Here is a 19392-nt window from a genome sequence, read left to right on the forward strand (position 1 = left end):
GACCATGGGATGTCTGACCCGTCACTCGCGCGGCACGAGCGAGGCCACGAGCGCCGCGCCGCAGACCACCAGCGCCACGTAGGTGCCGGGAACCCCGGGCGGCGTGCCCTGGGTGACCAGGGGCTTCATCCCGCCCACGAGCAGCCGGAGCAGCGCCTCCAGCACGGCGACGGCCAGCATCAGCGGCACGAGCCCGCGGTAGCGCGCGAGCACGACCCAGCCGAGCAGCGCCACCAGCAGCTGCGCGCCACCCCACTGCGCGAGCAGGGCGACCGCGTTGCCGCCGCCCTCGACGTCGAGGTCGATCGTCGCGATCGAGCCGGCGCCGCTGTCGCCCAGGAACAGGTGCAGCAGGCTGCGCACCGTCGTGACCGCGGTGTAGCCGGCCAGGACGACGACCGCCCACCGGGCGCCGCGGTACTCGGCCGCCTGCCGGGGGAGCAGCAGCCCGGGCTGCGGGCGCACGGGAGGTGCCTAGACCCAGAGCTCGAACTGGATGCCGTCGGGATCCTCGAAGGAGACGAACCGGCCGAGATCCAGGACGCGCACCGGCGAGTGCGGCACCCCCAGCTCGTCGAGGTGGGCGATCCACCGGTCCAGCTCCGCCTCGTCGGCGACCTTGAAGGCCAGGTGGTCCAGGCCGGTGCGCCGGTGGTCGAAGGCGTCCGCGGGGCCGTCGTCGTACTGGCAGAGTCCCAGGACGAAGAACGTCGAGGGCTCGAGCAGCAGGATCCGCGGCGAGCCGGCCTCGTCGCCGCCGTAGCGGCGCAGCTCCTGCAGGCCGAGCACGCGCTGGTACCACGCGGCGCTGGCCTCCATGTCCCGGACGGTGAGGGCGACGTGCGACGCGCCGGAGAGGGTGGGCATGCCGCGATCGTGGCAGCCGCCCGGCGGCCTGACCAGCAGCGACGGACCGTCACCGACCGTTCGTGGTGATGTGCCCGACAATTCGTTCCGGCTCCGCTCCGGCCGGCGGTAGGTTCTCGCTGCCGTTCCACGGCATCGCGGGCGTGCCGAGCCACGACCCTCGCGCACACGTCGCCTTCGGACCACCAGGAGCACCGCCCGTGACCACGCACGCGCCGACCAGCGAGCAGGCGTACCCCGAGAAGATCGACGGGGCCGTCCTCAGGATCGCCGGCGTCGTCGTCCTCGGCGCGATCATGTCGATCCTCGACATCACCGTCGTCAGCGTCGCGCTGCCGACCTTCCAAGAGGCCTTCGGCGCCACCTACGCCACCGTCGCCTGGACCATGACGGCGTACACCCTGGCCCTGGCCACCGTCATCCCGCTCACCGGCTGGGCCGCCGACCGCTTCGGCACCAAGCGCCTCTACCTCGCGGCGCTGTTCCTCTTCACCGCCGGATCCGTGCTGTGCGCGATGGCCACCTCGATCGAGCTGCTCATCGCCTTCCGGGTCGTGCAGGGCCTCGGTGGCGGCATGCTGATGCCCCTGGGCATGACGATCCTGACCCGAGCGGCCGGCCCCGACCGGATCGGCCGGCTCATGGCCATCCTGGGCATCCCGATGCTGCTCGGCCCGATTACGGGGCCGATCCTCGGCGGCTGGCTCATCGACATCGCCTCGTGGCACTGGATCTTCCTGATCAACCTGCCGATCGGCATCGCCGCCCTGGCCTACGCGCTGTGGGTGCTCCCCGCGGACGAGCCGAGCGAGAGCGAGTCGTTCGACTTCCTGGGCATGCTGCTGCTCTCGCCCGGCCTGGCGCTGTTCCTCTTCGGCGTCTCGTCGATCGCCGAGGGCGGCGAGGGCGCGTCCTTCGGTCCGCGGGTGTGGGTGTCGGCGGCCATCGGCGTGCTGCTGATCCTGGCCTTCGTCCGGCACGCCCTGCGCACGGAGAAGCCGCTGATCGACCTGCGGCTGTTCACCAACCGCCGGCTGACCATCGCGACGGTGGCGATGTTCGTCTTCGTCATCGCCTTCATGGGAGCCGGGCTGCTGTTCCCGTCCTACTTCCTGACCGTGCGCGGTGAGACGACCCTGATGGCCGGCCTGCTGATCGCGCCGCAGGGCCTGGGCGCGATGGTCACGATGCCCATCGCCGGCGTCCTCGCCGACAGGGTGCCGATCGGCCGCACGGTACCGGTGGCGCTGCTCGTGATGGCCGCCGGCTTCTTCGTCTTCACCCAGGTCGGCGCCGACACGTCCTACGTCGTGCTCTGCGGTGCGCTGTTCGTGATGGGCCTCGGCATGGGCGGCACGATGATGCCGATCATGACCTCGGCGCTGAAGTCGCTGACCCACCAGCAGGTGGCCCGCGGCTCGACGCTGGTGAACATCGTCCAGCAGATCGGTGGCTCGATCGGGACGGCCGTGCTGTCGGTGGTGCTGACCAACCAGCTCACGTCGACGCCGTCGGGTCCGGTGGACCCGCTGGAGTTCGTCGCCGACGGCTTCGGGACGACGTTCACCGTGGCGTTCGTCCTGGTCCTGCTGGCGCTGATCCCGGTCGCCTTCCTGCCCCGCAGGCGCGAGCCGTCGCAGCTCCTGGACGACGTCGACGGTCCGGCCGCCCCGGTCCTGGTGCACTGACCCGCGCGCACGGCGCGATCAGGCCCGGTCGAGCAGCTCCTGCAGAGCCGCGGCGGCCAGCTGCACCGAGGTGATCGCGCTCAGCCCGACGAGGTTGCGCTGCGCGTCGGTGAGGGGCAGCGCGTCCAGGAGCTCGTCCAGCTCCGCCCCGTGGTGCGGGTCCAGCTCGGCGTGGAGGAGCAGGGTGCGGAACGCCTCGGCGCCGTACCCGGTCGCGGTCCGCATCCGCTCGATCTCCTCCGGCGCCGGCGGATAGCCCTCGAGCAGCCCGATGTAGCCGAGCAGGCCGACGGGGTGGACGTGCTGGACCCAGTAGTACTGGGCGCCGACGAGGGCCGCGACCGACGGCGAGGGCACGACGGCGCGGACCTCCTCGGCCGCGACCCCGACGGCCGCCAGGTCGGCGAGCAGCCACTCGTCGTGGCCGCGTTCCTCGGGGACGTGGTGCTCCAGGTAGTCGGCCAGGAGCACGGCGACCGGGTCGTCGGGCAGCCGGCGGCAGGCGGCCAGCGCGGTCTCCATGAGCGGCACGCTGGCCCGGATCTTGGTGTGCGCGAGCACCAGGTACCGCGGATAGAGCTCGCGCAGCGCGGGGTGGCCCATGAGCCGGCGTCCCTGGACGAGCAGGACCGGGAGCGCCAGCTCCAGGATGCCGCGCAGCCGTCGGCTCTCCGCCGTCGTCGAGGACGTCGGGCCGGCGCTCGGCGGGGCCACGGCGGGGCCTACAGGAATTCCTGCTGGCCGCCGGGGTCCTCGAAGTAGAAGTGGTTCTCGACCAGCACGCGCATCGTCGCCATCAGGGCCCGGCGCTGGTCGGGCGTGAGGCTCCGCAGCTGCTCGCGCACCGGCTCCGGGATCTGGTCGTAGTACTCGACCTGGGCGCCGAGCTTCTCGGGATCGGTCTCGGGATCCCGGGTCATGAGCCGGCCCAGGTCGGCGAGCGCGACCCTGGCAGCGTCCCAGCGGGGTGCTTCGTCCATCGGACCTTCCCCCTTCCGACCGGTGGGGCCCGGCCAGTAGGGCGCAGCCCCGCCGGCCTGTCAAGCGGGTCCGTCGCGGTGCGCGAGCCGGGCCGGCGTCCCTTGTGGAGCGTCGGCCGGTTGCCCAGACTGGCCAGCGGCCGAAGACGGGCCACCGCACGAGACGAGCGGCGTCATGGTCAGCAGCCCGCCGGACCGGGTCGACAGTCCACCGGTGATGGCGCACGGCTCGCGCAAGATCGTCACGGTGCTGTTCGCCGACATGGTCGAGTCGACGGTGCTGGCCGAGGAGCTCGACCCGGAGGCCTTCCGCGGGCTCATGGACCGCTACTTCGCAGCGGCCGAGGAGGCGGTCACCCGGCACGGCGGGTACGTAGAGAAGTTCATCGGGGATGCCGTGATGGCGGTGTTCGGCATCCCGAAGCTGCACGAGGACGACGCTTTGCGCGCCGTCTCCGCCGCCGTCGAGCTCCGCGACCGGGTCCGGGCGCTGGGCGAGGAGTTCACCGCCGCCTACGGGCAGACCGTCGTCCTCCGCCTCGGCGTGGAGTCCGGCGAGGCGGTGGCCGGCGTGCGCGGCCGCGACGAGCTCTACGTGACCGGCCCGACGGTCAGCACGGCGGCCCGGCTCGAGCAGGTCGCCCCGCCCGGGAGCGTCCTCGTCGGGGAGGCTGCCTACCGCCTCGTCCGGGACGCCGTGGTGGCCGACGAGCACGGCCCGCTGGCGCTCAAGGGCAAGCGGGACGCGGTGACGGCGTGGGAGGTGCACCGGGTCGTCCCCGGGGCCGCCGGCCTCAAGCGGCGGCTCAACGCCGTCCTCGTGGGCCGCGAGGCAGAGCTCGACCGGCTGCTGGCCGCCTTCGACAGGACCACCGACGGCGGCTTCCAGCTGGTCACCGTCATCGGGGACGCCGGCGTGGGCAAGACGCGCCTGGGCAGGGAGCTGGTCACCCGGCTCGACGGGCGCGCCCGCGTGCTCACCGGCCGCTGCCTGCCCTACGGCGAGGGCATCACCTTCTGGCCGGTGTCCGAGGTGCTCCGCGAGCTCGCCGGCATCGGCGTCGCCGAGTCCCCGGCGGACGCGGTGCGGAAGCTGCGGACCCTGCTCCCGCCCGGCCGCGAGGCCGAGCTGGTCGTCGCCCGACTGGCGGGCCTGCTCGGCGACGACACGACGCAGCCGGCGGTCCAGGAGCTGTTCTGGGCGATCCGCAAGCTGCTCGAGCTGCTGGCCGGCGAGCGCCCCCTCGTCGTGCTCTTCGACGACATCCACTGGGCCGAGCCGACGTTCCTCCAGCTGCTCGAGTACCTCGCCGACTGGGCGGTGCGCGCGCCGATCCTGGTCTGCTGCATGGCGCGCCGCGAACTGCTCGACGACCGGCCCGACTGGGCGATCTCCCGGCCGGGCGCCGAGGTGCTGACGCTGCAGCCGCTGGACGAGGAGCAGACACGGCGGCTGGTCGAGGGGCTGGTCGGCAGCGGCCGGGTGGACAGGGACGCCGAGGCGCGGATCAGCAGCGTGGCGGAGGGCAATCCGCTGTTCGTCGAGGAGATGCTGCGCATGCTCGCCGACTCCGGGGAGCTCCGCCTGGAGGACGGGCAGTGGGTGCTGGACAGGTCGCTGGCGGAGGTGCCGATCCCGTCGACGATCCAGGCGCTGATGTCGGCGCGCCTGGAGCGGTTGGACCCCGAGCAGCTCGGCGTCCTCGAGCGGGCCGCCGTCGTCGGGCAGGTGTTCGGCTGGGGCGACGTGGCCGCGCTGTGCGAGGACGACGGACTGGCCACCCGGACGGCGGCCAACCTGCAGGCGCTCATGCGCAAGCAGCTGATCCGGCCACGGCACGACGACCCCGGGGACGACGACGCGTTCGAGTTCGCCCACGCCCTCGTCCGCGACACCGCCTACCAGCTGATCCCCAAGGCGACGCGGGCCGCGCTGCACGAGCGGTTCGCCGGCTGGGCCGACCGCACCCTCGGCGGCGGGGCGCCCGGCTTCGAGGAGATCGTGGGCTACCACCTCGAGCGGGCCTACCGCCTGCTGCTCGAGCTGGGGCCGCCGACGGCGCACACGGCGGAGCTCGCCGACCGGGCGTTCGCCGAGCTCTCCGTGGCCGGGCTGCGGGCCTACGCCCGCGGCGACATGCCCGCCGCGGTCACGTTCCTGGACCGGGCCCGGCGGGTGCTGGCCGAGGGCCGGCCCGAGCGCGCCACCGTGCTGCCCCGGCTGGCCTTCGCGCTGATGGAGACCGGTGCGCTCGGGCTGCTGCAGGACGTCATGGCGGAGCTGGACACGGCGGCGGAGACCGGCGACGAGGCGCTGCGGGGTCGCGCGACGGTGCTGCGGCTCTACCTGCGGCTGTTCACCGATCCCATCGGCTGGGCCGACGTCGCCGGCCCCGAGGCGGAACGGGCCGCGGGCGCCTTCACCGCGCTGGGCGACGAGCGGGGCCTGGCCATGGCCTCCTCGCTGCTCGGCCTGGTGACGATGATGCAGGGCCGGTTCGGTGCGGCCGAGGGCCGGTGGACCGAGGCGAACCTGCACGCGCGCCGGGCCGGGGACACCCGCGACGAGCTGGAGGCGCTGTCGTGGGTGCCGCTGGTCGTGTGGGCGGGACCGACGCCGTCGGACGAGGGGTTGCGCCGCTGCGCCGCCGTCCTCGTGCAGGGCGAGGGCGACAAGAAGGTGATGGGCAGCGCGTTGACCGCGCGAGGGGCGTTCCAGGCCGGCCTCGGCAGGTTCGAGGAGGCCCGCGACTCGCTGCGGCGGGCGCACGGGCTGCTGGACGAGGTGGCGCTGGCGGTGTGGCTGGCCGGTCCCTACGCGCAGTTCGCCGGCTGGGTGGAGCTGCTGGCCGGGGACACCGGCGCGGCCGAGCGGGTGCTCCGCGAGGGCTTCGTGCGGCTGCGCGAGATCGGGGAGATGTCCTGGTTCTCGACGGTCGCCGGACTCCTGGCGGAGGCGGTGCTCCAGGCGGACCGGCTCGCGGAGGCCGGGGGGCTGGCCGCCGAGAGCCGGGACGCCGCCGCACCCGACGACGTCTACTCGCAGGTCGTCTGGCGGACCGTGGCGGCCGCGGTGGACGCGCGCGGCGGGCGGACCGACGACGCCGAGCGCCTCGCCCGCGAGGCCGTCGAGCTGGTGTCGCGGACCGACTTCCTGCACCTGCAGTGGTACGCGCTGCTCGGCCTGGCCCGCGTCCTGGAGCTGACCGGCCGCGCCGAGGAGGCCGCGACCGCCGCCGACGAGGCAGCGGACGCGGCTCGCCGCAAGGGCAGCACGGTGGCCGAGGCGCGCGCCGTGGAGACGGCGTCCCGGCTGCGGGGGAGCGCGACCGCGACGCCGGGGTGACCGGTCAGCCGGCCCGCGACGGGAGCGGGGGCAGCCCGACGGTGGGGTCGCCGAGGACCACCATGCTCTGCCGGTCCCGCGCCGCCAGCGTCGTGGCCATCGCGACGCCCGCGGTGTCCTCGCCGTCGTCGAAGGCGCGGTAGGCGCTGTCCCGCTCGGCGAAGAGCTCGCCGACGTGCGCGTACGTCTCGCGGAGCGCCAGGCCCACCGCGGCGGGCCGGAACAGGCCGTCGTACAGCCCGGTCCGGATGCTGCTGGTCAGCTTCTGGCCGTTGTAGGGGTTCTGGATGGTCCAGTCGAAGGTCGGCTCGACGTGGCCGATGAAGGCCCGCAGCGGCCGGGGCGCTCCCAGCAGCGCCTCGGGCAGCGGGGCGACGTGCGCGCCGATGCCGGCGATGCCGGTGAGCACCTGGTCGGCCCACGACCCGGGTTCCAGCAGTCCCTCGTAGATCGAGCTGCCGTCGCTGCCGGCCGAGCAGCAGGCGTGCGCGTACCAGATCGCCCCGTCCGGCTGCCAGGCGTCGAGCAGCCGCGCCGGGTCGAGGGTCGAGTAGTCGTCGTCGACCGGTAGCCCGAGGTCGCGCAGCGTGGCGGCGGTGTCGGTCAGCGGGCCGGTCTTGCCGTGGCTCGTGGTCACGACGAGGCCCGGCGAGCGCTCCGGCGAGGGCCTGGCACAGCGCCGCCGCGGTCGCCTGGTGCTGCCCGCCGTCCAGGTACAGGGCGCCGGCGCCGATCTCGGAGTCCCCGGCGAGGGCCTTCTGCACCGGGGCCGCGATCGCCGTGCGCATCACCCGCGTGATGTCGGGGGGCCCGTGGTCCGCGGCCCACACGACGGTGTGCGTGGGTCGGCTCGCCGACCCCGGCCAGTTCCCCAGCAGCGCCGTCACGTAGTTCTCCAGGGCGACACCGGTCAGGGTCAGCCGGCCGACCGCCGCCGACTGGTTGGCGAGGTACTGGAAGTCCCACGGGATGACGTCGGGACCGCCGTGGAGGAGCAGGTACCGGGGGACGGCTCCGACGCCGGTGCCGCGTGTCGAGCCGCTCAGGGCGATGTCCTGCGCGGGCCGGTCGGGATAGTGCCGGCGCAGATGGGTGAACCGCAGCGCCGTCTCCGTGCGGTACCGCAGGACCGGCGAACCGGGTCGGGCCGCCAGGAGTTCCCGGAGCGGTTCGGGGGCGTCCTCGCCGCGGGCCTTCACGTCGTCGGGCAGCGCGTCGTCGTCGGGCAGCACCAGGCCCCAGCCCACCCGGGGGTCGGCCCAGTCGGCCGGGTCCGCCGCGGGCTCGGGGGCGAGGAGCTGGGGGAGCCCCTGGCCGTGCCCGGACAGCGCCCAGCCGCGCGCCCGAGGACCGAGCGGCCCGGCCTGCGCCTCGTCGCCGGTCCAGGCGTTGAGCCGGAGGGCGGACGGATACGCGGGTCCGGGCTCGGTGGTCACCGGGACGGGCTCCTCAGCGCCTCGAGCGCCCGGTCGATCTCCGCGTCGATCATCGCCAGGACGTCGGCGGCGGTCCCCGGCGGGTGCTCGCGGCGGAACCGCAGCAGGATGTCGAGGTAGTCAGTGCTGTCCTTCTGCGTCTGCGCGTCGTGCGAGGGGTCCGCGACCAGTTGCTCTATGACCAGCGGGTCGCGGCGGACGTAGAGGACCGGGAGGGTCCAGTCCCGGTGGACGGCGGCCGCCGCGGTGGGGTCCGCCGCCTGGTGGGTGTCCCGCAGGTCGCGCCGCGGTGCCGCCAGCGCCGCGGCGAGCTCGAGGTCTACCTCCTGGCCGGGGACGAGCTTGTCCCGCAGCTGACCGAGCAGGGCGGCGTAGAAGCCGTAGGTGAAGACCGCGGCGACCGCGCTCGACACCGGCTCGCGCATCCCGACCACCGCGGGACAGCCGGCCCGGGTCAGGAGGTAGGCCAGCGACCGGGCGCCCGCCGAGTCGCTCGCCCCCTCGCACGCGTTGAGCGAGATCAGCCAGGTGGATCGGCCGACGCTGTGCAGCTGGAGGGGCTCGAGGACGACCGAGCTGCCGTGCCCGACCTCGTGCTCGCGCTTCGTGGCCAGCAGGAGGAAGGGGGAGACCCCGCCCCGACCGTGGCAGAACAGGTGGAGCAGATGCGGGTCGAACTCCTTGAGAGCACGCACCAGGTCGTTGGCACCGGTCAGGTACTGCACGGAGCCGGAGAGCCCGTCGTCGGCCAGGTCCGCCTCGATCTGCGTCGCGAGGGCCTCCTCGCCGACCCAGACGGACACCGTCACGCCGACGCCGCCCGGGCTCTGCCGGAGCGCCCGCCTCAGCGCTGCCCATTCGCGTGCCGCGGACACACCGATCGCCGACATCACCGCCATGAGCCGGATCGGCGCCGTGAAGGTCCGCACGCCCCGCTCCGGTGCCGTCGACGCCGCCCGGCGCGCGATCGGCCAGCGGTCCTGGAGCGCGAGGAAGCCGGCGCTGGGTTCGAAGAGCGCCTCCCACGGGATCGCCGCGGCGGCCTCCGACCCTTCCAGGTCCAGGTACACGGGACAGGACTCGTCCGGCGGGGTGTGGTCGAGCGCATAGCGGAGCGCCGCCTGCGTCGCCTCGTGCCGGGCGAGCTCGTCGAGCAGCGCCGTGCCCACCACGCGCATGTTCTCGCACGACGGCGGGTCCTCCTCGAACTGCCGGACCAGCGCCGGATCGCCGTCGAACGGGTAGTACCGCCCGAAACCCGGCACCGTCGCCGGCTCCTCCACCGAGACGAAGACTGCCTGCTGGGCATGGTCGGCGCTGGGCATCGTGCCCACCCGCATCACGACGCGTCTCACCGGTCGTCCCCCTTCGCCCGGACCCCGTCCTCCTGCGCCCGGACCGAGGTCTCGATCGACCTGCTGATGAACGCGAGCGCGTCGGTCACGCCGCGGGAGGCGGGCGTCGGCGCGGCGGGGTCGACCTCGGTCGCCAGCAGATCCGACGTCCAGCGCTCCAGGATCCGCTGGCTGGACGCGACCCAGGCCGACGGCTCGGTGCTGCCCTTCCGGGCCTTGATCAGCACGTCCTCGTCGAGGGTGCAGTCCCGGAGAGCGCGTTCGATCCAGTCCACCGCCGCGTCGTCCTTGTTCGGTGCCGACGACGTCGTCCGCGAGCGCACGAGGAAGGGATGGCAGGCCACCATCAGGCTCGGTGTCGCCGGCATCGGCTGGTGCGACGGGGTGTGCAGGAACCGGTAGGCCGCCGCCAGGTCGTCGGCCGGTCCGGCCGGTGCCTGCAGCACGACCGGGCCGGACAGCAGGCCGGTCATCCGGTGCATGAAGATGCGCAGCCCCGCCTCGCCACGCCGCGGCGTGCGGTCCCCGGGCATGGCCACGCTCAGGCTCCAGGCGCCGAGCCGGGTGAGGACGTCCAGCAGCTGCCCGATGCCGACCAGCCGGATGCTGCGCGGGTTCTCCGTGCCCGCGGGCGAGGCGCCGAAGTCGAGCATCCCGTAGTTCTCCGACACCCGTGCCGGGCAGATCAGGTGCACGACGTCGACGGTGCCCGGCCCGATCTCGTCCAGCATCCACAGCAGCCACGGGTTGTCGGGGCGCGGGTCCGCCGACGGACGCCCGGGTGCCGGCGGCGGCGCCTGTGGGTCCTGGGTCGGAGGCAAATGGAACCGCACATCGGCGTCGGGAGGCACGGCTTCGGCGGCGGTCGTGTCGGCGGCGAAGACGTCGACGCGCGCGCCCGGCAGCACCGGGACGACGGTCCGGAGGAAGTCGCGCAGGGCCGTCGTCCGCACCCACGGCGCGCACACGGCCACCCGGAGGTCGTCGGGTGCCGCCGGGGGCAGCACCGCGGAGAACGGCAGGCGCACCACCGGGCGCCCGAGGTGGGGGACGAGCATGCGCTCCCACGGAACGGCCGGGAGGTGACCGAACGGCCGGCGGAAGTCGAGCCAGACCGGCTCGTCCGGAGGCGCCGGCTCCAGTGCCTGGAGCAGCTCCGTGCGCCACGCCTCGGGAAGCGCCGCCGGCCCCCCTTCGGCCAGGGCCTCGTCCAGCCCGATCAGGTCCAGCGGCAGGCCGAGGTCCTCGACGGTGAGGGTCCGCGGGAGGTGCAGGCCGTCGGGCAGCTCCACCTCCACGTGGACCCCTTGCGGATCAGCCGGATCCTCGCCGTCGGCCAGGTGGAGCGAGGCCCCGATGACGGTCAGCGCGTACGCGTGGATGAGCAGGGCGGCCATCAGGACCACATCAGCTCGCGGAGCGCCCACCAGGTCCGCGGGCCGCTGATGTCGCCGTGCCCGGTGATGCCCTGCGTGCCGTCGAGCGCGACCAGCGTGCGTCCGGGGTCGAGCCGGTACGGGGTGCCCTCGGGCTCCAGCACCCGGCGCTGCGTGTCGGCGTCGGCGCCGTGCGGACCGAACCCGCCGAGGGCGGCGTAGACGCTGGGTGGGTCCGGCCACGGGGCGGGCAGCGGCTCCCGTCGGTCCCCGTCGCGCCGCAGGGCCCAGTGGAAGAACCGGGTGAGCGGCTTGTCATGCGGGCTGTAGGTGCTGAACACGTGCGTCCCCACGCGGTCCAGGACGACGCGGTAGCCGCCCGCCGGTTCGCCGTCGCCGGCCTCGGCGAAGCAGAGGTGGTTCACCGCCGGCTGCAGCAGCAGCATCGAGTGCACCGTGCGGGGGAGTGGTTCGGTCGCGACGGCGGAGAGCACCACCTTGGCGCCGAACGAGTGGCCGACGAGGTGGACCTTCGCCTGGCTCTCCCCGAGGGCATGCCGGATCAGGGGACCGACGGCGCGCGCGCCGACGCGCCCGGCCCGGTCCTTCATCAGCCAGACCGAGGCGCCGCGGATCGCGTTGCGGGGATCGAGGACGTCGCGCAGCCCGGCCGGCTGGGGGCCGTCCCGGGGGCCGGTGACGACCGTGCCGAAGTCGTCGTCGTCCGTGGTCGTGACGGGCGCGGAGACCTCCACCGGAGGCGGAGCGGACAGCCAGCTCGCGGCCAGCACGGGGCCCTCCGGCGGCTCCGGGTGCTCGCCCAGCTCCGGGCCGCCGCTGCGGTAGACCGGTGCGAGCAGCCGTGCGAGCTCCGTGGTGGCGGACGCGTCGAGGGTCGTCCGTGCGGCGAGCTCGCGGACCCGCGCCGCGTCGTCGGGCGGGAGTTCCCCGGCGACGTCCTCCAGCGCGGCGGAGTCCGGATCGGCCGGCGGCGCCGCCTGCCCATCACCACCGGCGGCGAGGTCCGGTTCGCGTTCGCCGGGGAGCACCAGCAGCGCGCTCGGCCAGAAGATGCCCACGAGCAGCGCCCGGCGGCCGGGGTCGTCCGGGAACCGGCCCACGCTCCCGTCGACGAAGTGGTCGTACCGCTTGGTCGCGGCGGCCCAGTCGTTGTTCCAGCCGTGGGCGAAGACGACGACGTCGGTGAAGTGGCCGGACGCCATGGCGTCCCGCACCTGCTGCAGCGTCTCCGGCGAGCGGCTGGCGCCCTTCTTGTCGTACTGGAGGATCCAGAACGGGTTGCGCGCTCCGACGGTTCGATAAGGCTCGAGCTCCGATGTCGTCATCGGGTGCCCCTCGGGGAGAGTGTCGACGACCTGCCGGGTGCGCCTGGGTTACCGCTCTGACCTGCTCCGGTCAACCCGTGCGGGCGCGGCGTCGGCGTCGGCTACCGAGTGCGCCCGGTTCGCTGCGGTGGGTCCGCTGCCTCCCTGACGCGCCGGCTCGATCAGCCCCGCAGCGCGCGGAGCAGGAAGGCGGGCACCGGCTCGCTCTTGCCCTTGACGGGGACCGGCTCCCGGGCCTCCACGACCGCCCGCGCCCCGAGTTGCGCAGCGGTCCGCTCTCCGACGACGACCTCGCCCGGCCCGGCGAGGCCCTGGAGCCGGGCGGCCAGGTTGGTGGTGTCCCCGATCGCGGTGAAGGTGCGCATCTGCTCGGCGCCGATGTTGCCGACCAGCGCCGGTCCGGTGTTGACGCCCACGCCGAACCGCGGCCACCCCACGCGATCCGCGGTCGTCGCGACCGCCTGCTGCAGGTCGAGCGCGGCGCGGGCGGCCCGGAGCGCGTGGTCGGGCTGCCGGGTCGGGGCTCCGAACAGCGCCATCACCTCGTCGCCGACGAACTGCACCACCGTGCCCCCCGCTCGGAGCACGACCGGGACCACCTCGGCGAAGAGGGTGTTCAGCATCGCGACGACCTCGTGCGGGGCGTGTCGCTCGGCGAACGACGTGAACCCGCGGAGGTCGGCGATGAGCACGGTGACGTCCGCGGTGCGCCCGCCGAGCCCGGCCTGGTCGGGGTCGGCGATCAGCGACGTGGCGACCGCCGGGGACATGTAGGACCGGAACAGCCCGTCCAGCTGGTGGTAGAGGCGGGCGTTCTCCAGCGCGATCGCCGCCTGGCCCGCGAACGAGGTGAGCAGGGCGCGGTCCGCGTCGGCGAACGGGCCGGAGGACCGCCGGGCCCGGAGCACCCCGGCCGCCTGCTCCTTCACGACCAGGGGCAGGGCCAGGTCCGCGCCGTCCGGCGAGACGACGGTCTCGCGCCGGTCCACCGCCTCGGCCGAGCGCCGCCGTCCCTCGCGGGTCGCTGGGCAGGCGTCGTCCAGCGGGGCCAGCTCCCCGGAGCGGACGAGCTCCAGCCAGACGTCGTCGGCGGCGAACGCGCGCCGGGTGTGCGCCTGCACGCGGTCGAGCAGGTCGGTCTCCTCCCTGATCACCCGGGCCTCCCGGCCGACGTCGACCAGCGCGCCGAGCCGACGCGCCTGCTCGCGCTCGTGCCGCAGCGCCTCGGCGCTGCGCTCCAACACGGCGAGCTGCTGCTCGGTGACGTCGAAACGCTCGGCCAGCCGTACGGTGACCGCGCCGAGAGGCCGACCCCCGCCCTGCTCCTGGGCGTGCAGCGCCTCGACCATCGACTCCAGCGCCGAGCTGTAGTCGCGGCGGAGGTCGGCGACGGTCTGGTCGAGGGCCACCGCGTCGAACAGCCCACCGCGGGAGCCCTCACGCCGGAACTGGACCCAGGCGCTGTAGGCGATGAACGCGAACGCCGCCGTCATCAGGACGTGCCACGTCCACCAGGACAGCTGCCAGTTGCGGCCGAACACGATCGCGACGGACGCCTCGGCGAGGAGCACGAACGCGGTGAGCACCGAGAGGAGCACCACCCGCGGGCGTCGTCGGTAGACCCGCAGGTACAGCGCCGCGGCGGCCACGTACAGGGCCGGGGTCAGGACGCCGAACAGGGCCTGGGTCGCCGGCGCGTCAGGCCGCTCGACCAGCGCGTCGAGCACGGGCAGGTCCGCGGCCGACATCGCGGCGAAGGCGCCCACCAGGACCCACGGCAGGACGGCCAGGGCAGGCCGACGGCGCACGAGTCGAGCGGCACCGGCGGGGGAGAGCTCGACGGCCGACGCGAGCGCCACGACCGCGCCCACCAGCAGCCCGATCGGGGTCGCCGACGTGAACGCGGGCGTCGGCGTGTCGGCCAGCACGCCCGGCGTGGCCAGCGCGTGCAGCCCGAGGAACGCTGCGGTCACCTGGAACACCAGGGCGACCAGGAACAGCCGGGCGTCGTCCCGTCGCCGTGCCGCGGCACCGACGAGGACCCCGAGGACGACGGCGACACCCGCTGTCCCCGCGACCAGCCCGACGTGGCTCCCGTGGTGCTCCCACCGGAGGTCGGTGGCCGGCCGCTCGATGAACAGCCACAGACCGAGCATCGGCAGGGCGAGGTGCAGCACCCAGACCGCGACCCGGGCGCCACCGTTCGAGCGGACGGGCGTCGCGGTCGGGCCGGGGGCGGCGGTCGGCAGAGCCGGCGTGCCGCCCGGCGGCCGAGGATCGGGCACGGCGGCGGCCACCGGGGCGTTCACCGGGGCTCTGCCGTCCATGGGCCTGCCTCCCGGGCCGCACGGTACTCAGCGGCACGGGGGGAGGACACCGGTTCGCGAGTGGCGCTAGGACCCGCGGCCGACCTCCACACCCAGCTCGAGGGCGGCGGCGAGCGTGGCCGCGTCGTGCGGTCCCGTGTGGCGCCGGCCGTTGACGAAGAACGTGGGCGTGCCGCGGGCGCCGCTGTCCTCGGCGCTGGCGACGTCGGCCCGGACCCGCGCGGCGGTCGCCTCGTCGTCGAGGTCCCGGAGGAACGTCTCGACGTCGAGGTCCAGCTCGGCGGCGTAGCCCGCGAGGTCCTCGTACTCGAGTTCGTCCTGGTGGGCGTAGAGCCGGTCGTGCATCTCCCAGAAGCGCCCCTGCGCCGCCGCGGCGACCGCCGCCCGGGCGGCGAGCTCGGCGTGCGGGTGCACGTCGGGGAGGGGCAGGTGCCGGAAGACGTAGCGCAGCCGTGGCCCGAACCGGGCCTGCAGCTCGTGGGTGACGCCCGTGGCGCGGGCGCAGAAGGGGCACTCGAAGTCGGCGTACTCGACCAGGGTGAGCGGCGCGTCCGGCGGGCCGGCGACGTGGTCGACGCCCACCTCGACGTCCCGGTCGAGGAACCGTGGCAGGTCGGCGTCGGCCTGCCCGCGTCGGGCGGCCGTCACCTGGAAGATCAGCCGGCCGAGGACGACGGCGACGACGGCGCCGATGAACACGCCCACCGTCGCCTCGTCGCGCAGGGTCGGCTCGTCGTCGAAGGCGAGCCCCGCGATGAGCAGCGCGACGGTGAAGCCGATGCCGGACAGGGCCGCCCCGCCGAGCACGTGTCCCGGGGCCACGCCCTGGGGCAGCCGGCCGAGGCCCAGCCGGGCCGCGACCAGCGCCGTTCCACCCACCCCGAGGAGCTTGCCGAGGACGAGGGCGCAGACGACCCCCCAGGTGACCCGCGACGTCAGCGCGTCGGTGAGCACGCCGCCGCGGACGTCCACGCCGGCGTTCGCCAGGGCGAACAGCGGGACGACGACGTAGCTGGTCCACGGGTGCAGGACGACCTGGAGCCGCTCGTTGACCGAGATCGCCCGGTCCAGCCCCAGCCGGGCCGAGCGGCCGACGTGGACCATCGGGGACTGGCGGAAGGCGCGGAACCGCTGCGCGGCCCCCTCCACCGCCTCGCGGGCGGGTGCGCGCGGCCACCAGCAGGCCGGCGAGCATGCCCGCGACCGACGCGTGCAGGCCCGCCTCCACCGTGGCCAGCCACAGGGCGACCCCGAGGAGGGCGAACGGCCAGGCCCGCCAGGTGCCCAGCCGGCTCAGCAGCGCGATCAGGGCGCCGAGCGCGGCCATGACCAGCAGGGCCGGGAGGGACAGTGCCTCCGAGTAGACCAGGCCGATGACGCTCACGGCCACGATGTCGTCGATGACGGTGAGCGTGAGGAGGAAGACCCGCAGCTGGGTGGCGAAGGTCGGGCCGACCACCGCGAGCGCCCCGAGCATGAACGCGGTGTCGGTGCCGATGACCACGCCCCAGCCCCGGGTGGCCTCGCCGGCGGGGACGACCGCGAGGTAGATCAGGGCCGGGACGACCAGGCCACCGAGTGCGGCCACGACCGGGATCGCGGCACGCCGGCGGTCGGTCAGCTCGCCGACGGAGAACTCCCGGCGGACCTCCAGCCCGATGACGAAGAAGAACAGCGCCATGAGGCCGTCGTTGATCCAGTGCTCGAGGTCCATCGACAGCGTCCAGTCGCCGACCGACAGCGAGATCTCCGTCGAGAACAGCGCCTCGTAGGAGCCGGACCACGGCGAGTTCGCCCACAGCAGCGCGAGCAGGGTGGCGGCCAGCAGCAGGCTGGCGCTGCCGGCCTCGGTGGTCAGGTACCGCCGCAGCGGGCTGGACAGCTGCGCCAGCAGCGACCGGCGCCGGGCACGGGTCTGGCCGGGGCGTCCGCGCCGCCATGCGATCACGTCGGTCCTCGTCCCTGCTGGTTGTCGGCGTGATGGACGCCGACAGTGTGCGCGGATGCGCTGTTCCAGGGGCAGGAACGGCGCATCCGCGCACACTGTTCGACCGATCAGCGGTCAGGGGCCGGCGAAGACGCCTTCGCCGCGGGCCTCGGAGCGACCGGGGGCCGGCTCGTCGTACTTGCCGGCCTCGGCACGGCCGACGACGAAGTGGTGCACCTCGTCCGGCCCGTCGGCCAGGCGGAGCGTGCGCTGGCTGGCGTACATGCCGGCCAGCGGGGTCCACTGCGAGACACCGGTCGCGCCGTGGATCTGGATGGCCTGGTCGATGATCTGGCAGACCTTCTCCGGCACCATCGCCTTCACCGCCGACACGTAGACGCGGGCCTGGGCGTTGCCGAGCACGTCCATCGCCTTGGCCGCCTTCAGCACCATGAGCCGGCAGGCGTCGAGCTCGATGCGCGCCCGCGACACCGTCTCCATGTTCTTGCCGAGGTGCAGGATCGGCTTGCCGAACGCCTCCCGGAACTTGCCCCGGCGGACCATCAGTTCCAGCGCCTTCTCGCCCTGGCCGATCGCGCGCATGCAGTGGTGGATGCGGCCGGGGCCCAGGCGCACCTGGCTGATCTCGAAGCCGCGGCCCTCGCCGAGCAGCATGTTGGCGGCCGGGACGCGCACGTCGGTGAAGCGGATGTGCATGTGGCCGTGCGGGGCGTCGTCCTTGCCGAACACCTCCATGGGGCCGAGCACCTCGACGCCGGGCGTGTCCATCGGCACCAGGATCTGCGACTGCTGCTGGTGCGCCGGAGCGTCCGGGTTCGTCTGGCACATGACGATCATGATCTTGCAGCGCGGGTCGCCGGCGCCGGAGATGTAGTACTTCTCGCCGTTGAGCACGTACTCGTCGCCGTCCCGCACCGCCTGGAGCCGGACGTTCTTGGCGTCGGAGCTGGCGACGTCGGGCTCGGTCATGGCGAAGGCGGACCGGATCTCGCCGTTGAGCAGCGGCTCGAGCCACTGCGCCTTCTGCTCCGGCGTCCCGACCCGCTCCAGGACCTCCATGTTGCCGGTGTCAGGGGCCGAGCAGTTCAGCGACTCGGAGCCGAGCGGGTACTTGCCGAGCTCGACGGCGATGTAGGCGTAGTCGAGGTTGGACAGCCCGCCGACCTCGGAGTTCGGCAGGAAGAAGTTCCACAGGCCGGCCTCCTTCGCCTTGGTCTTGGCGCCCTCCAGCGCCTCGAGCTGACCCGGCGCGTACGACCACCTGTCGGCGCGGCCCTCACCGAGCCTGAAGAACTCCTCCTGCATGGGGGCGACGACGTCCTCGAGGAACCGGACCACGCGGTCGTAGAGCGGCCGCGCCTCCTCGCTCATGCGCAGGTCGAACAGTTCGGCGGGCTCGGCGGTCTGCATCAGATGTCCCTCTCAGCTGGTTCCTCAGGCGGCAGGGCGACCCCGCCGGGAGCGTGGTGAGTTCGGCACGACGTGGTCCCAGCGAGGGGCGACCCCCTGAGCCTGGCATGCGAGCGGACCGCAGCACGAACCGGACCCGGCCCGACAGCCGGACGGCGGACGTCGGAGCGCGAACCTCAGCCGGGACCGGCGTCGGCGCCCCGGGGTGGGAGCACCTGGACGCCGACGATGCCGGTCACGGTGCGGGCCAGCGTGTGCAGCACCTGTTCCTCGGTCTCGGCCGACACCTGGGGGGCGCCGCGGGTGCGGCGGATGGTCGCGATGCCCTCGGCCACCGTGAGGTCCCAGCTGTCCTCGTCACCGGTGTAGTCCTCGACGAGCCGCAGCAGGTCGGTGCGCAGCTGCTCGTCCGAGCGGATGAGCGTGCGCAGCACGTCCCGGCGGCTCACGATGCCGACGAGCCGGCCGGCGTCGAGGACCGGGAGGCTGCGCAGGCGCGCTTCGACGAGGACCTCGGCGACGGCGGCGACGTCGGCGGTCGGTTCAGCGGTCCGCACCTGCTCGGTCATCACCGCGTGCACCTCGGTCGGCGGCGGCTCGGCGGCGGTGTCCTCGTCCCGGCGCAGGCTGAGCAGGGGGTTCCGGGGGAGCCGGTCCCGCAGCAGATCGGCTTCGGAGACGATGCCCAGCAGCCGGTGCTGCTCGTCCACCACCGGGAGCGCGGCGAACCCGTGCTCGGCCAGGACCTCCGCCGCCTGCTTGACCGAGGTGTCCGGGCCGACGGTGACGACGTCGGTGGTCATGACGTCACGAACCTGCACGGTTCCTCCTCGGGGGACGACGTGCGGCGAGCCTACGAGGGAGAACCTCCCGCCCGCAGGGGGTGCCGCGTGGGACGTCAGCTCCGCACGCTCCTCCCGAGCGACCGGGCGGCTCCCGCCACCGGTCAGGCGTCGAGCTTCTCCGTCTCGTCGCGGATCTCCGCACCTGCCGCGGCGAGGGCAGCCTCGTGCTCGCGCCCGTGGTGGGCGCAGAAGACCAGGTCGCTGCCGTTCGGCAGGACGGCGCGGATGTAGGCCTGGGCGCCGCAGGAGCCCCGCTGGGTCCGGCCGTCCGAGCCCCCCACCACCGCGGGGGCGTCGCAGCGGTCGGCTGCCGTCAGGGGAGCGATGGCCGGCGCATCGGTCCGGACGTCGTGGTCGAGCATGGCGTGCGTCATCTCTGGATCCTCCAAGTCGTCGTGATCGATGATCCGTTGGGGGGCTGACACTTCCGACGGGCTCAGCGGATGCTCGGTTTCGGCAGCAAGGTGA

15 protein-coding genes and 1 pseudogene are annotated in these 19392 nt (G+C 74.1%); 2 read left to right on the top strand and 14 right to left on the bottom strand.

Annotation, left to right across the window (positions count from 1 at the left end; translation table 11 throughout):
* Positions 1-21 precede the first annotated feature (21 nt).
* Positions 22-465 (bottom strand): hypothetical protein, encoded by a 444-nt coding sequence (locus A6V29_RS18895; protein ID WP_137161739.1) that lies wholly within the window; start codon positions 463-465, stop codon positions 22-24.
* A gap of 9 nt (positions 466-474) precedes the next feature.
* A complete protein-coding gene (locus A6V29_RS18900; RefSeq protein ID WP_137161740.1) occupies positions 475-867 on the bottom strand; it encodes a VOC family protein in 393 nt (130 codons plus the stop codon).
* A gap of 200 nt (positions 868-1067) precedes the next feature.
* Here A6V29_RS18900 and A6V29_RS18905 point away from each other — a divergent pair, with 200 nt between their 5' ends.
* Positions 1068-2555, top strand: coding sequence for a DHA2 family efflux MFS transporter permease subunit (locus A6V29_RS18905; RefSeq protein ID WP_212719618.1), 1488 nt, complete (start codon positions 1068-1070; stop codon positions 2553-2555).
* An 18-nt stretch (positions 2556-2573) separates the two neighbouring features.
* On the opposite strand, the gene A6V29_RS18910 is transcribed toward A6V29_RS18905, so the two are convergent.
* Entirely contained in the window at positions 2574-3269 is a 696-nt protein-coding gene (locus A6V29_RS18910) for an iron-containing redox enzyme family protein (protein WP_212719620.1), read from the bottom strand.
* Between the two features lie 8 nt (positions 3270-3277).
* On the bottom strand, positions 3278-3535 hold the full coding sequence (locus A6V29_RS18915) for a hypothetical protein (RefSeq protein WP_137161741.1): 258 nt from the start codon (positions 3533-3535) through the stop codon (positions 3278-3280).
* A 175-nt stretch (positions 3536-3710) separates the two neighbouring features.
* Here A6V29_RS18915 and A6V29_RS18920 point away from each other — a divergent pair, with 175 nt between their 5' ends.
* Complete coding sequence (locus A6V29_RS18920) at positions 3711-6881, top strand: ATP-binding protein (protein ID WP_137161742.1); 3171 nt, start codon at positions 3711-3713, stop codon at positions 6879-6881.
* 4 nt (positions 6882-6885) lie between these two features.
* Here A6V29_RS18920 and A6V29_RS18925 read toward each other — a convergent pair whose 3' ends face one another.
* The 10 genes and pseudogenes from A6V29_RS18925 to A6V29_RS18965 all read right to left on the bottom strand — a co-directional run bounded on the left by A6V29_RS18925 (position 6886) and on the right by A6V29_RS18965 (position 19298).
* Positions 6886-7518, bottom strand: coding sequence for a hypothetical protein (locus A6V29_RS18925; RefSeq protein ID WP_137161743.1), 633 nt, complete (start codon positions 7516-7518; stop codon positions 6886-6888).
* A gap of 795 nt (positions 7519-8313) precedes the next feature.
* The gene (locus A6V29_RS18930) at positions 8314-9672 is read right to left on the bottom strand and encodes a CHAT domain-containing protein (RefSeq protein WP_137161744.1); all 1359 of its coding nucleotides are present in this window, start codon (positions 9670-9672) and stop codon (positions 8314-8316) included.
* Positions 9669-11069, bottom strand: a complete 1401-nt coding sequence (locus A6V29_RS18935) for a hypothetical protein (protein WP_137161745.1) — start codon at positions 11067-11069, stop codon at positions 9669-9671. The genes A6V29_RS18930 and A6V29_RS18935 overlap by 4 nt, the downstream gene beginning before the upstream one ends.
* Positions 11069-12394, bottom strand: a complete 1326-nt coding sequence (locus A6V29_RS18940; RefSeq protein WP_137161746.1) for a hypothetical protein — start codon at positions 12392-12394, stop codon at positions 11069-11071. Before A6V29_RS18940 ends, A6V29_RS18935 begins: the two co-directional genes overlap by 1 nt.
* 161 nt (positions 12395-12555) lie before the next feature.
* The gene (locus tag A6V29_RS18945) at positions 12556-14721 is read right to left on the bottom strand and encodes an adenylate/guanylate cyclase domain-containing protein (RefSeq protein WP_137161747.1); all 2166 of its coding nucleotides are present in this window, start codon (positions 14719-14721) and stop codon (positions 12556-12558) included.
* Positions 14722-14787: 66 nt separating this feature from the next.
* Complete coding sequence (locus tag A6V29_RS22010) at positions 14788-15870, bottom strand: Na+/H+ antiporter NhaA (RefSeq protein ID WP_212719622.1); 1083 nt, start codon at positions 15868-15870, stop codon at positions 14788-14790.
* A 70-nt stretch (positions 15871-15940) separates the two neighbouring features.
* Positions 15941-16765: pseudogene (locus tag A6V29_RS22080) on the bottom strand (Na+/H+ antiporter NhaA); the annotation flags it as partial.
* 18 nt (positions 16766-16783) lie between these two features.
* The gene (locus tag A6V29_RS18955) at positions 16784-18079 is read right to left on the bottom strand and encodes an acyl-CoA dehydrogenase family protein (protein WP_137161748.1); all 1296 of its coding nucleotides are present in this window, start codon (positions 18077-18079) and stop codon (positions 16784-16786) included.
* A 176-nt stretch (positions 18080-18255) separates the two neighbouring features.
* Entirely contained in the window at positions 18256-18900 is a 645-nt protein-coding gene (locus A6V29_RS18960) for a CBS domain-containing protein (RefSeq protein WP_137161749.1), read from the bottom strand.
* A gap of 125 nt (positions 18901-19025) precedes the next feature.
* Positions 19026-19298: a DUF7455 domain-containing protein gene (locus A6V29_RS18965; protein ID WP_249933351.1), complete on the bottom strand. Its 273-nt coding sequence runs from the start codon at positions 19296-19298 to the stop codon at positions 19026-19028.
* Positions 19299-19392: the final 94 nt, after the last annotated feature.

This window comes from Blastococcus sp. CCUG 61487 (assembly GCF_005222955.1).
In the GTDB taxonomy this organism is placed as follows: Bacteria; Actinomycetota; Actinomycetes; order Mycobacteriales; family Geodermatophilaceae; genus Blastococcus.

What these genes read in the sequence shown, in the direction of transcription:
- A6V29_RS18920 (WP_137161742.1), top strand. Translation starts at nt 3,711, where the DNA reads ATGGTCAGCAGCCCGCCGGACCGGGTCGACAGTCCACCGGTGATGGCG.
- A6V29_RS18965 (WP_249933351.1), bottom strand. Translation starts at nt 19,298, where the DNA reads ATGACGCACGCCATGCTCGACCACGACGTCCGGACCGATGCGCCGGCC.
- A6V29_RS18945 (WP_137161747.1), bottom strand. Translation starts at nt 14,721, where the DNA reads ATGGACGGCAGAGCCCCGGTGAACGCCCCGGTGGCCGCCGCCGTGCCC.
- A6V29_RS18900 (WP_137161740.1), bottom strand. Translation starts at nt 867, where the DNA reads ATGCCCACCCTCTCCGGCGCGTCGCACGTCGCCCTCACCGTCCGGGAC.
- A6V29_RS18940 (WP_137161746.1), bottom strand. Translation starts at nt 12,394, where the DNA reads ATGACGACATCGGAGCTCGAGCCTTATCGAACCGTCGGAGCGCGCAAC.
- A6V29_RS18935 (WP_137161745.1), bottom strand. Translation starts at nt 11,069, where the DNA reads ATGGCCGCCCTGCTCATCCACGCGTACGCGCTGACCGTCATCGGGGCC.
- A6V29_RS18915 (WP_137161741.1), bottom strand. Translation starts at nt 3,535, where the DNA reads ATGGACGAAGCACCCCGCTGGGACGCTGCCAGGGTCGCGCTCGCCGAC.
- A6V29_RS18955 (WP_137161748.1), bottom strand. Translation starts at nt 18,079, where the DNA reads ATGCAGACCGCCGAGCCCGCCGAACTGTTCGACCTGCGCATGAGCGAG.